Source organism: Alkalibaculum sporogenes (genome assembly GCF_009362815.1).
Taxonomy (GTDB): domain Bacteria; phylum Bacillota; class Clostridia; order Eubacteriales; family Alkalibacteraceae; genus Alkalibaculum_A; species Alkalibaculum_A sporogenes.
Genome location: NZ_WHNX01000002.1, coordinates 195,007 through 219,751 on the forward strand (window position 1 = coordinate 195,007; position 24,745 = coordinate 219,751).

General features: G+C 30.7%; 20 protein-coding genes. 19 read left to right on the forward strand and 1 reads right to left on the reverse strand.

Going from position 1 to position 24,745, the window contains the following annotated elements:
• Positions 1-203 precede the first annotated feature (203 nt).
• The 4 genes from amrS (at position 204) to GC105_RS01925 (ending at position 7,454) form a co-directional block, all read left to right on the forward strand.
• Positions 204-1,049, forward strand: a complete 846-nt coding sequence (gene amrS, locus GC105_RS01910; RefSeq protein ID WP_152801129.1) for an AmmeMemoRadiSam system radical SAM enzyme — start codon at positions 204-206, stop codon at positions 1,047-1,049.
• Between the two features lie 4 nt (positions 1,050-1,053).
• The gene (amrA, locus tag GC105_RS01915; protein ID WP_152801131.1) at positions 1,054-2,493 is read left to right on the forward strand and encodes an AmmeMemoRadiSam system protein A; all 1,440 of its coding nucleotides are present in this window, start codon (positions 1,054-1,056) and stop codon (positions 2,491-2,493) included.
• Between the two features lie 265 nt (positions 2,494-2,758).
• Complete coding sequence (locus tag GC105_RS01920) at positions 2,759-3,988, forward strand: exonuclease SbcCD subunit D (RefSeq protein WP_152801133.1); 1,230 nt, start codon at positions 2,759-2,761, stop codon at positions 3,986-3,988.
• Positions 3,963-7,454: an AAA family ATPase gene (locus tag GC105_RS01925; protein WP_152801135.1), complete on the forward strand. Its 3,492-nt coding sequence runs from the start codon at positions 3,963-3,965 to the stop codon at positions 7,452-7,454. Before GC105_RS01920 ends, GC105_RS01925 begins: the two co-directional genes overlap by 26 nt.
• 95 nt (positions 7,455-7,549) lie before the next feature.
• Here the strand turns inward: GC105_RS01925 and GC105_RS01930 are convergent, their stop codons facing one another.
• Positions 7,550-8,005: a GyrI-like domain-containing protein gene (locus GC105_RS01930; RefSeq protein WP_152801137.1), complete on the reverse strand. Its 456-nt coding sequence runs from the start codon at positions 8,003-8,005 to the stop codon at positions 7,550-7,552.
• Between the two features lie 249 nt (positions 8,006-8,254).
• Here GC105_RS01930 and GC105_RS01935 point away from each other — a divergent pair, with 249 nt between their 5' ends.
• The 15 genes from GC105_RS01935 to GC105_RS02005 all read left to right on the forward strand — a co-directional run bounded on the left by GC105_RS01935 (position 8,255) and on the right by GC105_RS02005 (position 24,057).
• On the forward strand, positions 8,255-9,280 hold the full coding sequence (locus GC105_RS01935; RefSeq protein ID WP_246169659.1) for an XdhC family protein: 1,026 nt from the start codon (positions 8,255-8,257) through the stop codon (positions 9,278-9,280).
• Between the two features lie 376 nt (positions 9,281-9,656).
• Entirely contained in the window at positions 9,657-10,679 is a 1,023-nt protein-coding gene (gene queA / locus GC105_RS01940) for a tRNA preQ1(34) S-adenosylmethionine ribosyltransferase-isomerase QueA (RefSeq protein WP_152801139.1), read from the forward strand.
• A gap of 109 nt (positions 10,680-10,788) precedes the next feature.
• On the forward strand, positions 10,789-11,904 hold the full coding sequence (gene tgt, locus GC105_RS01945; RefSeq protein WP_152801141.1) for a tRNA guanosine(34) transglycosylase Tgt: 1,116 nt from the start codon (positions 10,789-10,791) through the stop codon (positions 11,902-11,904).
• Between the two features lie 55 nt (positions 11,905-11,959).
• Positions 11,960-12,268, forward strand: a complete 309-nt coding sequence (gene yajC / locus GC105_RS01950; RefSeq protein ID WP_152801144.1) for a preprotein translocase subunit YajC — start codon at positions 11,960-11,962, stop codon at positions 12,266-12,268.
• Positions 12,269-12,414: 146 nt separating this feature from the next.
• Positions 12,415-13,851 (forward strand): spore germination protein, encoded by a 1,437-nt coding sequence (locus GC105_RS01955; RefSeq protein ID WP_152801146.1) that lies wholly within the window; start codon positions 12,415-12,417, stop codon positions 13,849-13,851.
• Positions 13,852-13,935: 84 nt separating this feature from the next.
• On the forward strand, positions 13,936-14,325 hold the full coding sequence (locus tag GC105_RS01960; RefSeq protein ID WP_152801148.1) for a TIGR04086 family membrane protein: 390 nt from the start codon (positions 13,936-13,938) through the stop codon (positions 14,323-14,325).
• Between the two features lie 67 nt (positions 14,326-14,392).
• On the forward strand, positions 14,393-14,530 hold the full coding sequence (gene scfA / locus GC105_RS01965; RefSeq protein WP_343029927.1) for a six-cysteine ranthipeptide SCIFF: 138 nt from the start codon (positions 14,393-14,395) through the stop codon (positions 14,528-14,530).
• A 173-nt stretch (positions 14,531-14,703) separates the two neighbouring features.
• A complete protein-coding gene (gene scfB / locus GC105_RS01970) occupies positions 14,704-16,038 on the forward strand; it encodes a thioether cross-link-forming SCIFF peptide maturase (protein WP_152801150.1) in 1,335 nt (444 codons plus the stop codon).
• Positions 16,039-16,070: 32 nt separating this feature from the next.
• Complete coding sequence (secD, locus tag GC105_RS01975; protein ID WP_152801152.1) at positions 16,071-17,318, forward strand: protein translocase subunit SecD; 1,248 nt, start codon at positions 16,071-16,073, stop codon at positions 17,316-17,318.
• Between the two features lie 11 nt (positions 17,319-17,329).
• Positions 17,330-18,208, forward strand: coding sequence for a protein translocase subunit SecF (gene secF / locus GC105_RS01980; RefSeq protein ID WP_152801154.1), 879 nt, complete (start codon positions 17,330-17,332; stop codon positions 18,206-18,208).
• 80 nt (positions 18,209-18,288) lie between these two features.
• Complete coding sequence (gene recJ, locus GC105_RS01985) at positions 18,289-20,061, forward strand: single-stranded-DNA-specific exonuclease RecJ (protein ID WP_343029928.1); 1,773 nt, start codon at positions 18,289-18,291, stop codon at positions 20,059-20,061.
• A 39-nt stretch (positions 20,062-20,100) separates the two neighbouring features.
• Positions 20,101-20,619, forward strand: coding sequence for an adenine phosphoribosyltransferase (locus tag GC105_RS01990; protein ID WP_152801156.1), 519 nt, complete (start codon positions 20,101-20,103; stop codon positions 20,617-20,619).
• A 192-nt stretch (positions 20,620-20,811) separates the two neighbouring features.
• On the forward strand, positions 20,812-22,968 hold the full coding sequence (locus GC105_RS01995; protein ID WP_152801157.1) for a RelA/SpoT family protein: 2,157 nt from the start codon (positions 20,812-20,814) through the stop codon (positions 22,966-22,968).
• A gap of 10 nt (positions 22,969-22,978) precedes the next feature.
• Positions 22,979-23,428: a D-aminoacyl-tRNA deacylase gene (gene dtd, locus GC105_RS02000; RefSeq protein WP_152801159.1), complete on the forward strand. Its 450-nt coding sequence runs from the start codon at positions 22,979-22,981 to the stop codon at positions 23,426-23,428.
• 17 nt (positions 23,429-23,445) lie between these two features.
• Entirely contained in the window at positions 23,446-24,057 is a 612-nt protein-coding gene (locus GC105_RS02005) for an MBL fold metallo-hydrolase (protein ID WP_152801161.1), read from the forward strand.
• The last annotated feature ends 688 nt before the right edge of the window (positions 24,058-24,745 follow it).

Sequence of the window (24,745 nt, forward strand, 5' to 3'; positions counted from 1 at the left end):
TTGTATGTTATTATATAATATTATAATTTTATATAATAAATAACAAGTACTAAATTTAGAAGTCAGAAGTATTAACATTTACATACGTTGTTGAAAATAGTATATTGTATTGTAATAATGATAAAGTATTCACTTTATTAATATTGTTAATTATTGTGTGTTTAAAAAACGAAAAGTTTGGATAAATAATAATAGGTGATTAAATGAAAGAAGCTATGTTTTATGATAAGAACGGTAAGATAATTCTTTGTAATCTATGTCCACATCATTGCAAACTAAAAAATGGTCAGACGGGAAGATGTGGTGTACGCAAGGTTCTACATGATAAGTTGTATAGTCTAAATTATGGAGAAATCTCTGTTATTAATGTTGATCCTATAGAAAAAAAACCTATTGTCAACTGGATGAAAGGGAGTAAAATACTTTCTATTGGTAGTTTTGGTTGTAACCTACATTGTGGCTTTTGCCAAAATTATGAGATTAGTTTAGAAACTCCACTTACAGTACAGATGAAACCATCTGAAATTGTAGACAGAGCTATAGATAGTGGAGTACCTTCAATTGCATACACTTATAATGAACCTACAGTATTTTATGAGATGATGTATGATGTCGCTAAGTTAGCAAGAAGACAAGGAATAAAAAATGTCATGGTAACTAATGGTTTTATAGATGAGAAACCGCTTATGGATATTATAGAATATATAGACGCTATTAATATTGATCTAAAGACCTATAATGATGATTTATATAAACAACTAGGTGGTAGAACTTTAAATGATATTCTTAAAACAATTGAGATTGCATCAAAGAGATGTTATGTAGAAATTTCGTTGCTGATAGTTCCAGGAATTAGCGATCAGTTAAATGAAATGGAAGAATTATTTAAGAAATTATACCTAATCAATAAAGAGTTTGTATTGCATATATCTAGATACTTTCCTGTATATAGATATGACGATCCTCCCACTGATATAGGTATAATGACAGAAATTCGAGAAAAAGCACTCAAGTATTTTAAAAATGTATATTTAGGAAATGTGAGGTAAGATAATGTTAAATTTTAATGTAGTGTTTATGCCACATCCACCAGTAATCATTCCAGAAATAGGCGATGGTAAAGAGAGCAGTTGTAAAGATACTATTCTTGGTATGGATAGATTAGGGCAGTTAGTTGGTAAATTAAAACCACAAACTATTATTTTCGTAACACCTCATGGTAACAGTTTTAATAATGGAACATGTATATTAAACAAACAAAATATAAATGGAGATTTTTCGGCTTATGGATCTCCACAAGTTGTATTCAAAAAGCAAACGAATGTTAAACTGGCAAACGATATCTTCAATATGTTCGAAAAAAGTGACTTTGTATCTATTCTATTAGATGAAGAATTGGCAAAAAATTATTGCGTAGATATTACACTAGATAATGGTGTAATGGTTCCAATGTATTTTATAGATAAATACCACTCAAATTACGACATAGTTCATATAACACCAGGATTTACGTCTTTAAAAGAAAATTACTGTTTAGGTCAAAAGATTCAAGAAGTTATTAAAGAAAGAAATGAATCAGTACTAATTGTATGTAGTGGAGATTTGTCTCATGCACTAAAAAATGAAGGACCTTATGATTTTCATCCTTCTGGACCAGCCTTTGATTTAATGGTTAAAAAAGCTATTATTGATAAAAATCCTTTATCCTTAATAACTTTAGATAAAAAATTTTTAGAAGAAGCAGGTCAATGTGGAATTAGATCTTTTTTAATGGGATTCGGGTTTTTAGATGCAATAGCATATGATTCTAAAATTTTTAGTTATGAAGGACCTTTTGGAGTTGGATATCTGACAGGCTATTTAAGTAGCAATGATGGTTTAAAAGAGTTGTCACTATTGCCTGATCTACTTAACTTAAGTATGAATATTTATAGAGAAAAAATTTATAATGAAGATGACTATATAAAATTAGCTCGTTTGAGTATAGAAAATTACGTAAATAGTGAACGAAAACTTGATTTAGAGACGGTTAGAAATGAATTTTCTAAAGATTTCATTAAAGAAACTCAAAGTAAAAAAGCGGGAGTATTTGTCTCTATTTACAAACACGATGAATTAAGAGGTTGCATTGGAACTATTTCACCAGTTCAGGACGATATAGCAGAAGAGATTATATATAATAGTATTAGTGCTTGTAATGATGATCCTAGATTTGATAGTGTTGAATCTAATGAGTTGTTGGAGTTAGATATTAAAGTAGATATTTTAATGGAACCAGAAATGATTTATTCAAAAGAAGAATTAGATATTATAAAGTACGGTGTAATTGTCGAGAAGGGGTCGAGGAGAGGTTTATTATTACCTAACTTAGAGGGAATAGATACTGTAGAAGAGCAAGTGCAGATAGCTATGAACAAAGCTGGTATAATCAATGAATTAGGAATGAAACTCTATAGATTCAGAGTAAATAGGCATGAGAGATTATATCATTAAATCCCAGAATCATTAAGACAATTATACTTCAATAAATTTATAACCCTTACAACTGATATGCTCCCCTTTAAGGTAGACAGAATATTAAAAATCTGTTTTCTTTAAGGGGAGCTTTTAGTGTCTAATAGATCTTATTGTAGTCAGTTAAAGTAAGAGTGCTATTAGTCACTTTTGTAGCTATTGACAAATTTCACAATATGTATGAAACTGATAATAAAGAATTTTGATATAAACACTAACAGAAGAATAAATTGGGGGTGAGATTATGAGGATTTTACATACAGCGGATTGGCATTTAGGAAAGCATTTAGAAGGTTACAGTAGGATGGATGAGCAGGAAGCCTTTTTAAATGATTTTGTAGAAATAGTAAGAGAAAATCAGATTGATATAATACTTATAGCTGGGGATGTATATGATACAAGTAACCCACCTGCTAGAGCAGAAAGGTTGTTTTACGATACCCTTAAAAATATCTCAGCTAATGGAGAAAGATTGATTCTAATTATTGCTGGGAATCATGACAATCCTGAAAGATTAGTGGCTGCAGGTCCATTAGCAAGGGATCATGGAATTATCATGGTAGGGACGCCAAAAACTGTTGTAGATACTGGAAACTACGGGCAACACAAAGTAGTAAATTCTTCAGAAGGAATGGTAGAAGTAGAAATCAATGGAGAGAATGCAGTAATACTTACATTAGCTTATCCAAGTGAGAAGCGGTTAAATGAAGTGCTCTATAGAGAGGCAACTACTGAAGAAGATAGACTTAGCAGCTACACCCTGCGTATTCAAGAGTTCTTTCGACAATTAGAACATTATTATAGAGACGATACAATTAACTTAGTAGTAAGCCATTTATTTGCTATGGGAAGTGAGACAGTAGGCTCTGAAAGAAATATTCAACTGGGTGGTAGCTATATTGTAGATGGTAGTAGCTTCCCTCAAAAAGCACAATATATTGCTCTGGGGCATATACATAAACCTCAAATAGTTCCAGGTACTTTGAAAAAAGCTCGTTACTCTGGCTCTCCTATTCACTATAGTAAAAAAGAAATTCATTATCCTAAAATGTGTAATGTAATAGACTTAGTGCCTGGTGGAGAACTGAATATAGAAGAAATAGACTTTAAAGTTTATAAACCTATAGAAGTATGGAAATGTACAAGTATACAACATGCTATAGAACTTTGTGAGAAAAATAAAGGTAGAAATTGCTGGACCTACTTAGAGATTGAAACCGACAGGTATATTAAAGAAGATGAAATAAAGATTATGAAAAGTTATAAAGATGATATTATAGAAATTCTCCCAATAATTAATACTGTAGATGATTGTTTTGACACATTAGAAAATTTAACTGAAAAGCCTTTCGAAGAAATATTTAGAGAATTTTATTTTAGAGAGAGAAAAGTAGAACCACAAGAAGAATTAGTACAGCTATTAATGGATGTAGTAAAGGAGGAGTATATTGAAACCGCTGAAGCTCAAGCTTAAAGGATTAAATAGTTTTATAGAAGAACAGACTATAGATTTTGAAAAACTAACTCAAAAGGGTCTTTTTGGAATATTTGGACCTACTGGAAGCGGAAAATCTACTATACTAGATGGCATTACTCTTTGTTTATATGGCGAAGTGTCGAGAAAAAGCTCTGATTACATAAATACTAATGTAGAATTATTACAAGTAAGCTTTGAATTTCAAATTTCTAATACTGAAATTAAAAAGTATAGAGTACATAGAGAGTTTAAACGAGATAAATTAGGTAATATTAGAACCAAGTTAGCTAGAATATTAGATATTACTAGTGGAGAAGAAATTGTATTAGAAGAAAGTGTTAGACAGGTGACAGTAAAATGCGAAGAAATTATTGGGTTAAATCTAGATGATTTTACAAGAACAGTTGTACTTCCACAAGGTAGATTTAGTGAATTCCTCAAGCTACAAGGAAAAGATAGAAGAGATATGTTAGAACGTTTATTTAATTTAGAGAAGTATGGTGATGGTTTATCAAATAAACTTGTTATCGAAATAAGAAGATATAGGAAAATGGAAAACGAATTAGTTGGTCAACTTAAAGGCTTTGAAGATATTAGTCAAGATATATTAGAACATAAGAAACTCAATCTAAGTTGTATTGAAGTTGAGTTAGAAAAAAATAATAATGAACTAATAAAAATTAAAGAAAACTACATAAAGTCAAAAGAACTTTGGATTCAGCAAGAAGAATTAAAGACTTATAATGATAAGTTAGTCAAATTAAAGTTAAGAGAAGAAGAAATTGAAAAAGGAAAACTAAAGCTTAAGCTAGGAGAAAGTGCAAATGCTGTAAAACCCTATATGGAAAGTTATGAAAATACAAAAATCGAAGTAGTATATGTAGAAGATAAATTACAAAAGCTACAAACCCGATTTAAACTTATAAATACTCAGAGAGCTGATATATTAGAACAATTCGAGAGTATATTAAAAGATAAAGAAGAGAAGTTACCTATATTGAACCAAAAACTCATACATCTTGAAGAAGCTGTAAGCGTTCAAGAAGTAATAGATAAATTGGTTAAAGAAAGAGTAGAACTAAGAGATATAATATCTACATTAGAATTAGAAATAGAAAGCACTAATCAAACAATACAAGATTTTGATGAAAATATAACGAGATTGAACTTGGAAATATTACATAAAGAAGACGAGAGTGAGAAAAGAAATGTACCTTACGAGTATAGGGAAAACTTAAGACTAGCACTTTCGTTAGAAGAAAGAATTCTTGAAAAAATAAATAACAAACTACAAGTTGAAGAAAATATAGAATTGCTCAGTAGGAATATAGATAAGCAAGAATATCAGTATAATAATCTCAAAGTAGAACAAAAGGCATGTAATGAATCTATTGAAAGTGTCACTCGGGAATTAGAACAGCTTATTGCTACTTGCCCAGGTGATCATGAACTAATCTTACACAAAAGAGATCAACTAAACATTTCTATTCAAAAATGGGATTATTACAATGAACTGAGTGGTTCCCTTACGTTAAAAGAAAGAAAATATGAAGGTCTAATTAAGAGTTTAAAAGAAAAGTATATAGATAAAAATTTATTGGTCTTAGAATTAGATAAATTAAAACTAATTGTTGAAAAATTAGAAAAAGAAAACATAGCATATACATTAAGAAACAACTTATTACCCGGCGAGTACTGTCCTGTCTGTGGTTCAGAAGATCATCATCTAGATCGCATTAATCATATAGATGCGACACAGTTAAATAAATATCAAAACGAATATAATAATCAAAATATTAAAATAAATAATTTAGATAGAGAGATAACTACACTAGAAACAAATAGAAATATAGAAGAAAATTCAATTAAAGAAGTTAAAAGAAATTTAGAGGAATTAGGCGTAGACTTTTTAAATACAAAAGTTGAGAAAATACAAGTAGAGTACGATGATTTAAAGGAAAAAGTGGTATCTTTTGAGACACAAAAAAGCTCGCTGGAAAAAAAACTATATAATATGAAAGAAGAAAAAAATAAAATTGATGTTTCTAGTAGCGTTTTGGAAGCTAATTTAATACAAAATCGAGATTACAAAGAAAAATATACACAAGAGTTTAAACAGATAAATCAAAATTTAAATGTAGATCAAAAACAATTGAATAAGTATCAAATAGATCTAAAAGTTGTAGATATCAAAAAAACAAGGGATGACATTATAAAAAAGGATAAAGAGATAAGTGAATTACAGGCTAGTATAAAAAAAGCTAGAGAAATTATTGAAATAAAAATTAATAAAAGAGAAAAGTTAAGAGTAAATAATTCTTTATTAAGAGAAAATTATGCGAAACAAAAAGTTGCATTAGTTGATAAAGAACGAAATATAGTAGAAAAAGAAACTTCGATAATAGAAAAATTAGGCAATATTAGTGATTTAAGATTTGAACTAAAAAATATTACTGGTAGTATTGAAGCTATAAAAAATAATTATATTAAAGTAGAAAACCAAAAAAAAATATATGACGAAGAATACAGTAATTATAATGAGCAAATTATAATAAATCAAAATAGCTTAATATCTTTGCAAAAACGCGCAGTAGAAGATAAAAAAACTTTAGATATAAAATTAAAAGAACATGACTTTGTAAATTTAGCAGATGTTAAGAACTATCTTTTACCAATAAACGAAATTAAGTCATTGCAAGATGAAATTGAACAATACACTCAAATATTAAATAAATTAACCGGAACAATGGAAAGTATTGTTAAAAAAATAGATGGTAAGAGTATTACACTTAACCAGTGGGAAAGAATTCAGTCAGATCAAACAGAAAAAGAGGCTAAAGTTAAAGAACTAGAGGAAACCAAATTTTCACTTTATACTGAGATAAATACAATTTCGAATAGATTAGATATACAAAAGTCAGTATTAAAAGATAAAATAAATGTAGATAAGAAATTGGGTCTGTTGAACGACTTAGAAAAGCTATTTAAAGGAAAGCGTTTTGTAGAATATGTCGCAACTCATCAACTACAATACGTATCTATGGAAGCATCTAAAAAATTAAAAGAGATTACAGGTGGTAATTATGGGATTGAAGTAGATGAAAATGGTAAATTCATTATAAGAGATTATAAAAACGGCGGGGCTAAAAGAGATGCAACTACATTATCTGGCGGAGAGACGTTTTTAGCTTCATTAGCTCTTGCATTAGCCCTATCAGCACAAATACAATTAAAAGGAACCGCGCCTTTGGAATTATTCTTTCTAGATGAAGGCTTCGGTACATTAGATGACAATATTTTAGAAGTAGTTATGGATTCACTAGAAACTATTCATAATGATAAATTATCCATTGGCATCATAAGTCACGTTGAGTCAATAAAAAATCGAGTACCTATTAAATTATTAATTAAACCAGCAGTATCTGGCTTGGGAGGTAGCAAAGTTAATATCGAGTACAGTTAGCTTCTTTTAATAGGTATTCATAGTACTATTAAAAAACAGACAGTTCTATCAATAATTGATAGAACTGTCTAATAAGTTATACTAATATAATACAATTACTCTACCAAGTATACAATTTCAGTGAGAAGTGCGCTTTCAGGAACGTCTTTGATTGAATTGTGGTAAAATTCATAATTAACTTCTGGTTTAAAACCATTCTCATCCATGTACTCTTTTAATGCTTTGTAAGCAGGTGCTATTTTTTTGTATGGTCCTGTATAAAAAGTAGAAACTTTTTTGCCCGCAGGAATGATACTAGAAGTTATTGATCCTAGACCAGTAATATTTTTGGAAAGGGTAAAACCTATTTCAACATCAAGTTTTTCCTTATCCCAGTTATAATAAGCTGCAAAATTAGGTCCATTAGGTTTTTCTCCTAGTTTCGCTAGATAAGATTTTATTAGAGTGCAAGTCTTTTCAATTTCAGCGAGTAAGTTATTTAAAGGAGTTATTATCCTTATAGAGACAGTTGGCTGAGCTTTTGTTTCATTTGTAAGAATTTCGTATTTCATTATTCCACCTCCAAGTTAGTTTACAATAGAACTTATTGATTATAGAATTATGTAATATATGAGGTGTTTAAAGGGAATAAGATACATTATCTTTGAAATGGTAAACCTCATAATTATTTTCTATTATTACCCCATTATTTGAGTAGGAAACAGGGGTATTATAATTTAGAATTCCAATATCGTACTTAATGCATTAAATAAAGTATGGATAAAGTGAAAGGAATTGTATTTTGAAGGAGAGAAAATACATTGGAAAATCAATATATGAAACTTTTAAGTAAAATAAACGCAGGTGAACGATGTGTTATGTTAACTTATTTTAATAAAGTAAATGGATTAACATTAGACAAAGTATTAATCACAAGTGAGGATAAAGATAAGGATCTAACTGATATTTATGACAAAATAAGTGTAGCTTATAATTCTGGAAACCTAGAATTTTACGAATTAGAAAATAATATAAATCTTTTGATCGAACCATTTATTCCAAATCCGCGTTTAATTATATTTGGAGGTGGACATATTTCAAAACCATTAACTGAACTTGCAACAAGAATTGGCTTTTTAGTTACTGTAATAGATGATAGAATTTCTTTTGCAAATCAAGCAAGATTTCCTGAAGCTAAAGAGATAATTTGTAATAGTTTTGAGAAATCTTTTAATGAAATCACCTTTCTAAAATCAGATTTTGTAGTTATTGTAACGAGAGGTCATAGTTATGACGGAATTATACTTAGAGAGGTTCTACAGCATAAGCTTCATTATATTGGTATGATTGGTTCTACTCGAAGAGTAAAAGGAATGATGAAAGAGTTAGTTGATGAAGGGTTTCCCAAAGATATACTGGAGCAAGTAAAATCACCTATAGGACTTAATATTGGTGCTATCACTCCAGATGAAATAGCTATTTCTATTATAGCAGAGCTAATTGCGAGTAAAAATAATAGTAAAGAAAATAAGGGTAGTGAATTAAATATTGAGGTAATGGAAAAAATAAGTGAAGTATCGGATATACCGAAAGCATTAATTACTATACTTTCTACAAAAGGTTCAGTTCCTAGAAAATCAGGCGCTAAAATGATAAGTTACTATGATGGAACGACAATTGGAAGCATAGGTGGAGGGTGTAGTGAAGCAGCAGTTTTAACTAAAGCAAGAGAAGTGATCCAAAGAAAAGGATTTATAGTAGAACATGTGGATATGACAGGCGAAGTTGCAGAATCAGAAGGTATGGTGTGTGGCGGTGTTATGGATGTACTGATAGAAACAATTTAATTTATCAATAATTTTATCCCTGATTAACAACTTAGACTCGAACTCCAAGATTTCAAGCAAAACTTTTATGGCTGGCTCATTGTTTTTCAAAAACTAATATACAGTAGGGGATAAAGATTAAGAGCACAATTCCTTATGTGCAAATAATGGGGCATTGCGCTCTTTATTAATATTTTTACTAATAATTCTTTTGTTATAAATTGTTTGCTTTAATCTATTGAATCTAGTATTATATTTGAATATGATTGTTAGTATTAGTTAAACCAATCGGGCATTTTACAGGCACTTAATTTCCCACTGAAATAAGCTAGAAGCTCACAACCTACGGCGGGAATCTTAGTGCCTGTTAATGTGGTATAAAGGAGAATATGCTCTAATGAATACAAAAGATTTTGATTACGATTTACCAGATGAGTTAATTGCCCAACGGCCGTTTAAAGATAGAGATACATCAAGATTAATGGTATTAGATCAACATACTGGAGAAATTGAGCATAAACATTTCTATAATATATTAGATTATTTGGATAAAGGGGATACCTTGGTTTTAAATAATACTAGAGTTATGCCTGCAAGATTATTTGGTAAAAGAGTTGAGACAGGAGCAGTCATTGAAATTTTATTACTTAAGTCAGTAGAAGGCAATGTGTGGGAAACTCTTGTAAAACCGGGAAAGAAAGCTAAAGTGGGTGTAGAAATAAAATTTAGCGAAAAACTTACTGGCACAATAATTAAAATAAAAGAAGATGGCAATAGACTTATTGACTTTAAGTATACAGGTATTTTTGAAGAAATTTTAGATGAGCTAGGACTAATGCCATTGCCACCTTATATTAAAGAAAAGTTAGATGATAAAGATAGGTATCAAACAGTTTATTCAAAAGTAAAAGGTTCAGCTGCAGCCCCAACAGCAGGTCTGCATTTTACGGAAAAATTATTAGAAAAAATAAGTGACAAGGGAGTCAATATAACTTTTGTAACGCTACATGTTGGTTTAGGCACCTTTAGACCAGTAAAAGTAGATGATGTATTAGAGCATAAAATGCATGAGGAATATTATACTATAAGTCAAGAGACAGTAGATATCATTAATGAAACAAAAAAGAAAGGTAAAAAGATAATAGCTGTTGGAACTACATCAGTTAGAACACTTGAGACTGCTGCTAAAAAGAACAACACCATAACCGCATCTTCTGGTTGGACAGATATTTTTATATATCCAGGGTTTGAATTTAAGATAGTCGACAAACTAATAACTAATTTTCACCTACCCCAGTCTACGCTTATGATGCTAATCTGTGCATTTGCATCAAAAAAAAATATAATGGATGCATATCAAGAAGCAATAGATGAACAGTATAGATTTTTTAGTTTTGGAGATGCAATGTTAATAGAATAATAAATTATTTTGTAACAAGCTTATAACTAAACAGATTATATCAGCTTAACATAATTCGAGTGAATAGAAGCTATGAGGTAAGCTATAATATTATTTTGGAGGAATACGAATGGGAGCAATAAAATATGAACTTATAAAAGAATGTAAACAATCTGGTGCTAGATTAGGGAAATTACATACTCCTCATGGGATTATTGAAACACCAATATTTATGCCAGTAGGTACTCAAGCTACAGTTAAAACTATGACTCCAGAAGAATTGAAAGATATAGAAGCACAGATAATATTATCAAATACCTATCATTTGTATATGAGGCCAGGACATGAACTCATTAAGAGAGCAGGAGGTCTTCATAAATTTATGCATTGGGATGGACCCATTTTGACTGATAGCGGTGGTTTTCAAGTTTTTAGTCTAAGTGATCTAAGAAATATAACTGAAGAAGGGGTTACATTCAAATCTCACTTAGATGGCTCAAAACATTTTATCTCGCCTGAATTAGCTATTGAAATTCAAAATGCATTGGGATCAGATATTATCATGGCCTTTGACGAATGTACACCATATCCAGCAACATATGAATATGCTGAGAAATCTTTAGAGCGAACAATAAGATGGGCTAAAAGGTGTAAGGATGCTCATAATAATACTGATAATCAAGCTTTATTTGGAATAATCCAAGGTGGTATGTATAAAGAGCTAAGAGAAAAAAGCGTAAAAGAGATGGTTGAACTTGACTTCCCGGGCTATTCTATTGGAGGTTTAAGTGTAGGAGAGCCAAAAGATATCATGTATGAAATGTTAGAATGTACTGCACCTTTACTTCCAAAAGATAAGCCCAGATATTTAATGGGTGTTGGTAGTCCAGATGCATTACTAGAAGGTGTAATACGAGGAATAGATATGTTTGATTGTGTGCTACAAACTAGAATCGCACGTAATGGTACAGCTTTGACTAGTGAAGGTAAGGTCGTAGTAAGAAATGCCACATATCAGGAGGATTTTACACCACTAGACCCCAACTGTGAATGTTATGTATGTAAAAATTATACTAGAGCGTATTTAAGACACTTAGTTAAAGCAAATGAAATGCTAGGAGCTAGGCTTTTGTCTTATCATAACTTATACTTTTCTCTTGAACTTATGAAAAATATTAGAATAGCTATTGAAAATGATAGTTTACTAGATTTTAAGAGTGAATTTTTTAGTAAATATGGATATTAGACTTATAATCATGTATAATTATAAAAGTGTTAATAAGAAAGGAGAGATAGTATAAATGATGGAAAACTTATATACATTTATCCCATTGATTTTTGTATTTGTATTTTTTTACTTCTTTATCATTAGACCGCAAAATAAACAGCAAAAGAAGATACAAAATATGAGGAATAGCTTACAAAAGGGAGATAAAATCGTAACAATAGGCGGTTTTTATGGAAAAGTATTAAACTTTAAAGACGATGCAATAACTCTTGAATTAAAGCCTGATAATGTAAAAGTTCAAATTACTAAAGCAGCCGTTGCGGAAGTACTGAATAGAGAAGAAGAATTAGAAACAAACAAAAAAGATAATAAAGAAGATTAAGATGTTGGACAAAGTAGAATATGCTTTGTCTTTTTCTATCAGGAAGTTAAAGAGCAAATCTGCTTATAGACGATGTATACGGTTTTATAATATGGAAAGACTATACTTCTATTAAGCTTTTAATCAAGCTATTAGGAGTTGTATAAATGAAATTAGTGTATGATATAGAGAAAAATATTGCAACTGTAAAAGAAATTATAGGAATTGATAGGAGCTTTGATATTGCCGGCAGAGAATTTTTGATAGGTGATAAAAAAGCTTATTTAGTATTTGTTGATGGATTTGCTAAAGATGATACTATGTTACATATTATGAAAGCACTCCAGAAGATAGATAAAAAAGATCTAAAGAAAGATACAATTAGCAGACTCCTAAATAAAGAAATATCTTATATAGAGGTTGATACTTTTGACGATATAAGTAAAATGGAATTATCCGTCCTTTCAGGAGCTATTGCTCTTATTTTAGATGGTGAAAAACAAGGTATAATCATAGATGCTAGAACATATCCTGTGAGAAGTCCACAAGAACCTGATACCGAGAAAGTCACAAGAGGTGCTAGAGATAGTTTTGTAGAAACTATAGTATTTAATACCGCTCTTATAAGACGGAGAGTAAGAGATCCAAAACTTTATTTTGAGATTCAAAACGTAGGGAAAAGATCTAAAACTGATGTTGTAATTGGGTATATTGACGATTTAATAGACCATGGTTTACTTGAGAAAATTAGAAAACAAATTGAGGATGTAAATGTAGACGCATTAGTCATGGCGGAGAAGACTTTGGTTGAACTTATGGTCAAATCTAGATGGTATAATCCACTACCACAAGTAAAATTTACAGAGAGACCTGATGTAGTAGCAGCTCATTTAATGGAAGGGCATTTTGCAATAATTGTGGATACCTCACCTAGTGTAATGTTACTACCTGTTTCTATTTTTCATTTTACTCAACATGCAGAAGATTATTACCAAAATATAGTAGTTGGAACTTATCTAAGGTGGGTTCGGTTTTTAGGAATGTTTGCATCGTTATATACTATCCCATTATGGTTGTTATTAGTGTATAATCGCAACTTGCTACCAGAGTTTCTCCAGTTTATTGGACCTAATGAAACAGGAGAGATTCCGATTTTTCTACAGTTTTTAATATTAGAACTAGGACTAGGTATTCTAAAGATTGCATCTATTCACACGCCAAATGCATTGTCTACTTCATTAGGTATTATTGGTGGTCTTCTTATTGGAGACTTAGCTATTAAAGTAGGATGGTTCTCACCAGAGACTATTTTATATACAGTCGTATCAGTAGTAGGTACATTTGCAAATCCAAGCGTGGAATTTGGAATGGCTATTACAATATTTCGTATTCTACTTTTAGTACTTACTGGGTTATTTAGTATACCTGGTTTTATAATAGGAAATATGTTTATTTTGTATATTATATGTACAACAAGTTCATTTGATCATAAAAAGTACACGTGGCCACTATATCCTTTTGACTGGTCCGCACTAAAGAGCGTATTGATCAGAAAACCTATTCCACAACTAGGCAATCAAGAAAAAAGAAAAAATAAGACCTAATTACAATATTAAGACAATCATCAGAATATCTGTTCTAAATTTTGTTTTCCCTGAATATTTATTGAGTAATAGGAGGGGATAGTTATGAGAGAACTAAAACAAGGGGTTATAAGTTCTAATCTTACTTTATATTTGAGAGGATTAATATATAGCTTCGGGCTGGCTTTAGTACTTGTTTTAATACTAACAACGGTGTTCTTTTTTATAGACTTAAATAGCAATTTGATTGGTCCATTAGAGTTTGTTATACTGTTATTAACTGTACTTTATGCTAGTATATTTATATCAAGAAAAAAACATACTAAGGGTTGGTTGCACGGGATTGTAGTTGGTTCTATATATTTCTTTATTTTTATGCTAATTAATTTAGGGATAGCCACAGAGAGTTTTCAATTATTTAGTATTCTTCCAAAATGGTTCTTCTTTGCAAGTACAGGATTTTTAGGAGGATGTATAGGTGTAAATATAAGATAATTTTGTTTTAAGATAATAATTATTATGATATAATTACTTTTGATAAAAAAGGTAGGGAGTGAAGAAAGTGAAACATATAATAAAAATAAATAAAGGTACTCTAAACAACTTAGAAAAAAAAGGTTGTGGTGAATGTCAGACATCTTGTCAATCCGCGTGTAAGACTTCATGTACTGTAGGAAATCAAAAGTGTGAAAATAAATAGTATTAATTTTAGCAGTAAATGATATATTTACTGCTGTTTATTTTATGAAAGGAAAGTTTGACGAGCTCGCTTATATTTTTAAAATTTAAGTATGGTTTTCAACGATCTTTTACTATAAGTAAGGACAAGTTTAATAACTGCCGTGGCATTAGCACTCATAGGAGGAAAAATAATTGATACATAAATATAAATTGAATGACAAATTCATTTTACTAGACATAAATAGTGGAGGAGTTTTTAAGATAGATGAAATAACTTATGATATATTAGACCATTACCCTGAAAAGGATAGGAACACAGTCACTAAGTTATTACAATCAAAATACAAAGTTTTAGACATAGGACAATCTATTGATGAAATTGATACCCTTATTTCTAGTGACGAGCTATTTTCAGAACAAGAATCTATTACATATGATTTTAAAAACAATACTTCTATAAAAGCTATGTGCTTACATGTGTCTCATGATTGCAATATTAGGTGTAAATATTGTTTTGCGTCACAAGGAAATTTTCAAGGCGAAAAATTACTTATGGACGAGGAAACAGGTAAAGCTGCAATAGATTTTCTAATCTACAACTCAATTGGTAGAAGAAACCTGGAAATTGATTTTTTTGGAGGAGAACCACTCCTAAATTTTGCATTAATTAAAAAACTAGTAAATTATGCTAGAGACAAAGAAGTACAACACAATAAAAATTTTAGATTTACAATAACTACAAATGCCTTATTGTTAAATGATGAAAATATAGAATATATCAATGATAACATGGATAATGTAGTACTTAGTATAGATGGAAGGAAAGAAACAAACGATAATATGCGTTATACCATTAATAACCAAGGTACTTATGATATAATTATTGATAATTTAAAAAATCTAGTAAATAAAAGAGGCGATAAGGATTATTACCTTAGGGGAACATTTACTAAGTTTAATCTAGATTTTAGCAATGATGTATTACACTTAGCAGATTGCGGTTTTGACAAAATATCTGTAGAACCTGTAGTGGCCAAGCCAGATATGGACTATGCTTTATGTAAGGAAGATTTACCTAAATTATTCGACGAATATGAAAAATTATCGATACAATACCTAAAACGAAAAAAAGACAATCCATTTAATTTTTTTCATTTTAATATTGATTTAGATCATGGTCCATGTCTGTACAAAAGAGTATCAGGGTGTGGAGCAGGAAATGACTATATTGCGATTACGCCCCTAGGGGATATTTACCCTTGCCATCAATTTGTAGGTGATGAGAAGTTTAAACTAGGAAGTTTAGAGACAGGTATTATTAATAAAGATATAAAAGATCAGTTCTACAAAGCGAATTTAGTTGAAAAGACAAAATGCACAGATTGTTGGGCAAAATACTATTGTGGTGGTGGATGTCTAGCAAATGCTTACAATACAAACCTAGATATTCTTTCACCAGATGAGGTAGGTTGTGAATTAGAAAAAAAGCGTTTAGAATGTGCGATTATGATACAGACAGAACAGTAAAAGATTACTAAATAAGTACGAGGAGGAAAACTATGAAATTGAAGAATGCTTTAATTTTTTGTATGGTATTAACACTAATATTTGCTTCGGGACTAGTTATGTTTAATGGGCTTTCTATTGGAAAATATGAAGTAGTACCTATAAGTGAAGCAATTAACTATGGTCTAGATTTAACTGGGGGAGTATATGTGGTATTAGAAGCACAAGACTCGCCTGATGATCCTGTTACAGATGAAAAAATAGATAGAGCAATTGCTACTATTCGAGAACGAATTGATAATCTGGGTGTTTCAGAACCTATAATTGCAAGACAAGGTAATGATAGAATTAGAGTATCTATACCAAATATTCAAGATCAAAGTGAAGCCCTACAGCTAATAGGCAAAACAGCTCAATTAGAATTTGTAGATCCAAATGGAGAAATAGTCTTAACTGGTGCTCATGTTGACCAATCTAATGCTGTTTACCAGACTGATGATTTTAATAGACAAACTGCAGTCGTGACATTAAAGCTGAACCAAGAGGGTAGCGATGCATTTGCAGAAGCTACTAAAGAATTTATCAATCAAGTTATAGAGATAAGACTAGATAATGAAGTTATATCAGCACCTAATGTTCAAACTGAAATTACTGACGGTGAAGCGGTTATAACTGGTATGGCAAATCTTGAAGAAGCTGGTAATTTAGCTATGCTAATTCGCGCAGGTGCGCTACCGGTTCAATTAGAACCTATAGAAATAACAACAGTAGGTCCATCACTTGGACAAGATTCCCTAGACAAAAGTATTCTAGGTGGGATTATTGGCATATCTTTAGTACTTGCTTTTATACTACTTTATTATAGAGTACCTGGACTAATTGCATGCCTAGCATTAATTATTTATATACTATTGAATTTTTTAGTTTTTACTTTAATCGGAGTTACAATTACACTTCCTGGTATCGCTGGAATAATATTATCGGTAGGTATGGCAGTAGACGCAAATGTTATTATTTTTGAAAGAATTAAAGAAGAGTTGAAGTTAGGCAAATCATTAATGGCTTCAATAGATGCAGGCTTTAAAAGAGCTATTACAGCGATTATAGATGGTAATATTACTACAATAATAGCTGGAGTTGTCCTATTTGCATTGGGGTCTGGAACAGTAAGAGGATTTGCAGTTACATTAATGATAGGTGTAGTAATCAGTATGTTTACGTCTCTAACCATCACCAAACGCTTGCTAAAATTGTTTGCAAGTACACAATTCATAAAGAATAACAAATTTTACGGCGCATAGGAGGTATTATGATGAAAAAAACTATTGATATTGTTGGTAAAAGAAATATATTTTTCACCTTTTCTGCGATCTTAATTGTGATAAGTTTAGGTTCATTATTTATAAATGGACTGAATTTTGGCATAGATTTTATTGGAGGCACGATCATACAAATAGAATTAAATCAGACATTTGAAACAAATGAGATAAGAGAAATAACTGATAAATTTGACGAAAGTGCTAGTATTACCAACGCAGGAGATAATCAAACGCAATTAATTATTGATACAAAAGAAAACCTAACACAAGAAGAAATAGATTCAATCTATGGTGAGTTTGAAGAAAAGTATGACGCAGATATAGAATTACTAAACTCAGATTATAAAAGTGCCACAATAGGAAACGAACTAAGGCGACAATCGCTTATTGCTGTAGCTGTAGCAGTGCTTCTTATGATGGCGTATATTTCTTTTAGGTTTCAATTTAGTTATGCAATGGCTGCATTATTAGCCCTGTTACACGATATTGTAATTGTATTGGGAGTTTATTCACTTTTCAATATACCTGTAAATACGGCGTTTATAGCTGCAATACTTACTATACTTGGTTACTCAGTAAATGATACTATTGTTGTGTTTGATAGAGTAAGAGAAAATAGAAAAAAATATAAAAAGAGTCAATTAGCTGAGTTAGTTAATGACAGTGTATCTCAAACAATGCCAAGATCTATTAATACAACACTAACTACATTATTAGCTATTACAGCTTTATATCTAATGGGAGTACAAGCAATACAGAGTTTTACACTTCCTCTTATGGTCGGATTTGTTAGTGGTGCTTACTCTTCAATCTTTATTGCAAATTCTTTTTGGTATGTAGTTCAAGAAAAAAAGGTGAAAAGTAGTAGGTAAATAAATAGATAAATAAATAGATAGATAAATATATAGGGTTAAGAAGTACACTAGTAATTGATCTTGCAAGAATAAAGAAGGTGAAAGTACTGTATAGATGGACATTAAAGAATAAAAAAGCAGATTATAAACTGATGTCTTCTCAATTAAAAATTAGTGAAGAGGTATGTAGAGTGATGGTTAATAGAGGTATTACCTCTAAAGATACCATTAGCCAATATTTAACTCCAGTTATAGAGAATCTTCACAATCCTAAAACCATGTTAGACCTTGAAAAGGCAGTCAATATATTAACAGAAGCAATTAATACTGGTAAATCTATTAGAATTGTTAGTGATTATGACGTAGATGGAGTGATAAGTTGTTATGTGCTGATTAGAGCCATCAAGAGGTGTGGCGGGATTATAGATTATGTAATTCCACACAGAGTAGAAGATGGTTATGGTATTAACGAAAGAATTGTACAACAAGCAGCTGCTGATAGTATTGACATTTTAATAACATGTGACAATGGGATATCAGCTTTTAATGCCATTGATTTAGCTAAAAGTCTTGGGATTACCGTAATTATTACAGATCATCATCAAATACCTTATAAGTTAGATGAAAATAATAATAAGATTTATCAGGTGCCCTGTGCTGATGCGATTGTTAACCCTAAACAAATTAAATGTCAATACCCATTCAAAGAATTATGTGGTGCTGGAGTAGTATTTAAATTAATACAATACCTTTATGAAGTTATGAAGATCCCAAATGATGAATCTATTAACTTACTTCAATATGTAGCTATTGCAACTATATGCGATATCGTAGATTTAGTCGGAGAAAATAGGATAATCGCTAAAAATGGTTTGGAAATGCTCAATAACACTGAAAATTTAGGCTTGAAGGAACTAATCAAGGTCAGCAAACAAGATAAAAATAAAATAACATCGTATACATTAGGCTTTATTCTTGGACCTTGTATAAATGCAGTTGGTAGATTAGATAGTGGTGACAAAGCAGTAGAACTACTTTTATCTCAGGATGAGACAAAAGTAGAGGCTCTAGGAAATGAACTTTATGAATTAAATATGAAAAGACGAGCTTTAACAGAAGAGGGTTTTAATAGAATAATTGAGAGTATAGAGAACTCAACTGTTAAAAATCATAAAGTCAAAATTTTTTATGATGAAGAGATACATGAAAGTGTTGCTGGAATTATTGCAGGAAGAGTAAAGGATAAGTACCATGTTCCAGTTATTATTCTCACAGATTCAGGCGGCGTAGCCAAGGGCTCTGGTAGATCTATTGATAGTTATAATATATATGAAGAATTATCGTCATGTAGTGATATACTAGAGAAATATGGTGGACATTCTATGGCAGCAGGTTTATCAATAAAAGAATTAAATATTCCACATTTAAGAGATAGATTAAATGAACGGTTTAATATTAGCGAAGAAGATCTTATTCCTAAATTACCTATAGATGTTTTTATGCCTTTTGAAAGAATTACACATAACTTAATTCAGGAATTAGAAGTTTTAGAGCCTTTTGGAAAAGGTAATGGAAAGCCTGTATTTGGAGATAAGGATGTTAGAATTATAAAAGGAAAAATTTTTGGTAAGAATAGTAATGTTCTATCATTAAAATTAGTATCATCTAGTAAAGGCATTTTTGATGGAATATATTTTGGTGATATAGATAAGTTTAATAAATATATTAAAGAAAATTTTGGGTCGAAAGAACTTGAAAATGTGTATAATGGAAGTCGTAATACAATAAAATTAGATATTGCATATTTTCCAAAGTTAAATACATATAGAGGAAATTCAACTACTCAAATACATATACTGCATTTTAAATAATGAATATAACTATAATAGGTGAAAATTGGAGGAATAAAAATGGATATAAAAGGTCTTATAAGAATAATACCTGATTTTCCTGAAAAGGGGATAAGTTTTAAAGATATCACTACTTTACTAAAAGATGGCAAAGCAGTAAAATACGTTATAGATGAATTTTGCGAGAAAGCTAAAGGATTAGACGTAGATATTGTAATAGGGCCAGAAGCTAGAGGTTTTATCTTTGGAACAGCAGTAGCTTATAGTCTAGGATGTGGATTTGTTCCTGCACGAAAACCTGGAAAATTGCCTTTTGACACTATAAATGCAGAATATGTATTAGAATATGGAAAAAATTCGTTAGAAATCCATAGTGACTCCATATCATCTGGACAAAATATTTTAATCGTTGATGATTTATTGGCTACAGGAGGAACTTTAAAAACTACTGCAAAGCTCGTTGAAAAACTAAAGGGAAATGTAGTTGGTATTTTCACTTTAATTGAACTTGATGATCTAAAAGGGAGAGACCAGTTACAAGGTTATAATGTTGAATCGTTAATAAAATATCCTTATTAATTAGTACTAGTTCAAGTATGAATAGCTTTGTCTATGTTAACCTATATATCAGTATGGATAAAGCAGTTTACTTTTTCATCGTAGTAAATGTATAATAAGTTTGCATGTTGTATTAAATTTGATTTTACTATTATAGAAAAAAGCTGACTTCAGGTCAGCTTTTAGTGTATGAAATTATTAGGATGGTGCTTTATGCTAGACAAATTGCTAAAAAAGATAAATACATATAATAAAGATGCTGATATAGATATTGTCATTAAGGCATATGAATTAGCACAAAGTGCACACAAAGGTCAAAAGAGGGTATCTGGGGATGATTATATTATCCATCCACTTGAAGTAGCAGAGATTCTTGCAGACTTACAATTAGATATGCCAACTATCACAGCTTCTATATTACATGATGTAATTGAAGATACAGATTATTCCTTTGAGGATATTGAAAAAAACTTTACTTTAGAAATCGCTGAATTGGTAGATGGTGTAACAAAGATTAGCAAATTAGAATTTAGTTCTAAAGAAGAACAACAAGCAGAAAATTTAAGAAAAATGATTATTGCTATGGCAAAGGATATACGAGTTATATTAATTAAGTTAGCTGATAGACTCCATAATATGCGTACACTAAAGTATATGTCTGACAAAAAACAAAAGGAAAAAGCTCAAGAGACAATAGATATATACTCTCCTATTGCACATAGGTTAGGTATTTCAAAAATAAAGTGGGAACTAGAGGATCTTGCTCTAAGATATATAGATGAAGAAGGGTATTACGATCTAGTAAATAAAGTATCAAGTAAGAGAAAAGAACGAGAAGAGTATATCGATCTTGTGATTGAAACGCTTAAAGAGCGTTTGGAAAAATCAGAGATAGAAGCAGATATTCAAGGTAGGCCAAAACATTTTTATAGTATATACCGCAAAATGTATCAACAAAATAAAACATTTGATCAAATATACGATCTGATTGCTGTGAGAGTAATTGTAAATAATATAAGAGATTGTTACGGTGTTTTGGGGGTAGCCCATACTATGTGGAAACCTCTGCCTGGCAGATTTAAGGATTATATTGCCATGCCAAAACCTAATATGTACCAGTCTCTTCATACGACGGTAATTGGTCCTAAGGGAGATCCATTTGAGATTCAAATCAGAACATGGGATATGCACAGAACTGCTGAATTTGGTATAGCTGCCCATTGGAAGTATAAAGAAGATGTTCAAGATGAAGATAATTTTGAAGACAAGCTAGTATGGTTAAGACAAATACTGGAATGGCAACGAGAACTTCATGATTCAAGTGAATTTATGGAGACGCTTAAACTCGATTTATTTTCTGATGAAGTTTTTGTATTTACACCTAAAGGTGATGTAATGCAGTTCCCAAAAGGATCGTGCCCTTTAGATTTTGCATTTAGAATTCATAGTGATATAGGTAATAAATGTATAGGTGCTAAAATTAATGGTAAAATTGTTCCATTAAATTATACTTTACAAAATGGAGATATAGTTGAAGTACTTACTTCTAGTAGTTCAAATGGACCTAGTCGTGATTGGTTAAAAATAGTAAAAAGTTCTCATGCTAAGAATAAGATTAGACAATATTTTAAGAAAGAAAAAAAAGACGAAAATATCATTAAAGGAAAAGATGCACTTGAAAAAGAAGTAAGAAGACAAGGCTTGCAGCACTCAGGGATACTAAAACAACAATACCTAGATCATGTAACTAGTAAAGCAAACTATAATGAGATAGAAGATTTGTATGCTGCTATTGGATTTGGCGGTATTAAACCTAATTATGTATTACAGAAAATTAAAAACCAATTTAAAAATGAATTAAGTATTGAAGAACCACAACCAATAGTACATGATATAAAAGAAAGTAAGGCAAATAAAAATTATAATCAATTAGAAAAAGCTGTTAAAGTATCAGGTTTTAAAAATATGGCTGTTAGATTTTCTAAATGTTGTAATCCAGTACCAGGTGATAATATTGTAGGATATATAACTCGAGGTAGGGGAGTATCAGTACATCGAGGAGATTGCGTAAATATTCGTACAACAGATGACTTAGGTAGACTTATAGATGTAGAATGGGTCAAATTTACTAATGCAAATTTCAATACAGAGATAAATATAAAAGCAAAAGATGGAAGAGGACTTTTGACAAAAGTAACAAATACTCTATCCGATCAAAATATAAGTATAATATCTTTAAATGTTAAAACTGATACTCAAGGCTTTGCATACTTAAATATTAGTATTGAAGTTAAGACCGTAAAAGAACTTAGTATACTCATTAAAAAATTGAATAAAATACCAGAAATACTTTCAATATATAGGACATAGGTGATTAATTATGCGTGCAGTAATTCAAAGAGTAAAAAATTGCAAAGTAGAAGTCGACTACCAGCCATACAGTGAAATAAGACGTGGTTTGCTAATTTTACTTGGAGTAAAAGATAGTGATGAAGATCAAGACATAGCTTATTTAATTGAAAAAATAAGCAACCTAAGAATATTTGAAGATCAAAATGGAAAGATGAATCTGTCTATATTAGATATTCTAGGAGAAATAATGATAGTTTCTCAGTTTACACTATATGGAGATTGTAAAAAAGGCAGAAGACCAAGTTTCATAAAAGCTGCAAAACCAGATGACGCCAAGGCTTTATATACTAAATTTGTAAGTGAGTTTCGCAAAACAAATTTAGTAGTTGAAACGGGAGTTTTCCAAGCACATATGAATGTGATATTAGATAATGATGGTCCTGTAACGCTATTATTAGATAGCGAAAAAAATATATAAGGTAAGGTGAAATGAATATGAAGATAGAATGCTTCAATAATAATCCTATGGGAACTAATACTTATGTAATAAGTAGTGATAATAAAAACGCAGCTATTATTGACCCAGTCGGAAATATTGATAATATTATTAGATATTTTGATGAAAAGAATCTGAATCTAAAGCATATAATATTAACTCATGGTCATGCAGATCATATAGGTCTTGTGACCAAAATAAAAGAGATCACTGAAGCTTTAGTGTATATTCACAAAGATGATGAGAAAATGTTAAATGATAAAAAATTAAATTTGTCTACTTTATTTAATGATCCAATGGAGTTTAGCGGTGATATTCAGTTGACAGACTCTCAAGAAATAATGGTAGGGGATATGATTCTTGAGATAATTCATACTCCAGGACATACACCAGGAAGTATTTGTATTAAAGTAGATCAAAATCTATTTACTGGAGATACGGTATTTAAAGGGTCAATTGGTAGAACTGATTTTCCAGGAGGAGATTACAGTAACATAGTAGAATCTATCAGCAAAATATCCAAGTTAAACCCAAACTTAATAGTTTTTCCCGGTCATGGAGAGTCAAGTACACTTCAGGATGAAATAATATCAAACCCATATTTCAACTAATGATTGGGTCAAATATATGATATTTGTTCTTGACACATATTAGATTAAAAATTATAATTATAAGCAATTGCATAAGAGAGACGAAGAAAAAGCGAGTAAGCTGTAGCGAATTTTTAGGGAGAGGATGTCTAGACTGGAAGCATCTTTAAATTTTAGCAGTTGAAAAACACTTGGGAGTCTATAAGTATATACGCGACAAGCGTATTAATAAAGTGGGTTTTATACCAAACAGGGTGGCACCACGGGTTGATCTCGTCCCTGACATACAGTCAGAGACGGGATTTTTTTTGCGCGAAGTAAAATGGCATGCGAAAAACAGCCGGAAAACAGCGACTGTCAAATCCATAGGATTTGACACGATTCAATAATTAATACTAAATCTTAAATTTATTTAAGATTTAGTATTGATCGTTGAATCGCCAAATTGATATATCAATTTGAAAGGTCGCGTAGTACAAGACAAAACAAGTTTTTCATATGCCGACTACCGCGAACCTATCGAATTGCGAAGCAATTAGATAGGTTGAGAGGTACCAAATTGATATATCAATTTGAAAGGTCGCGTAGTACAAGACAAAACAAGTTTTTCATATGCCGACTACCGCGAACCTATTTAATTGCGAAGCAATTAGATAGGTTGAGAGGTAGAACTAATTGATATATCAATTTGAAAGGTCGCGTAGTACAA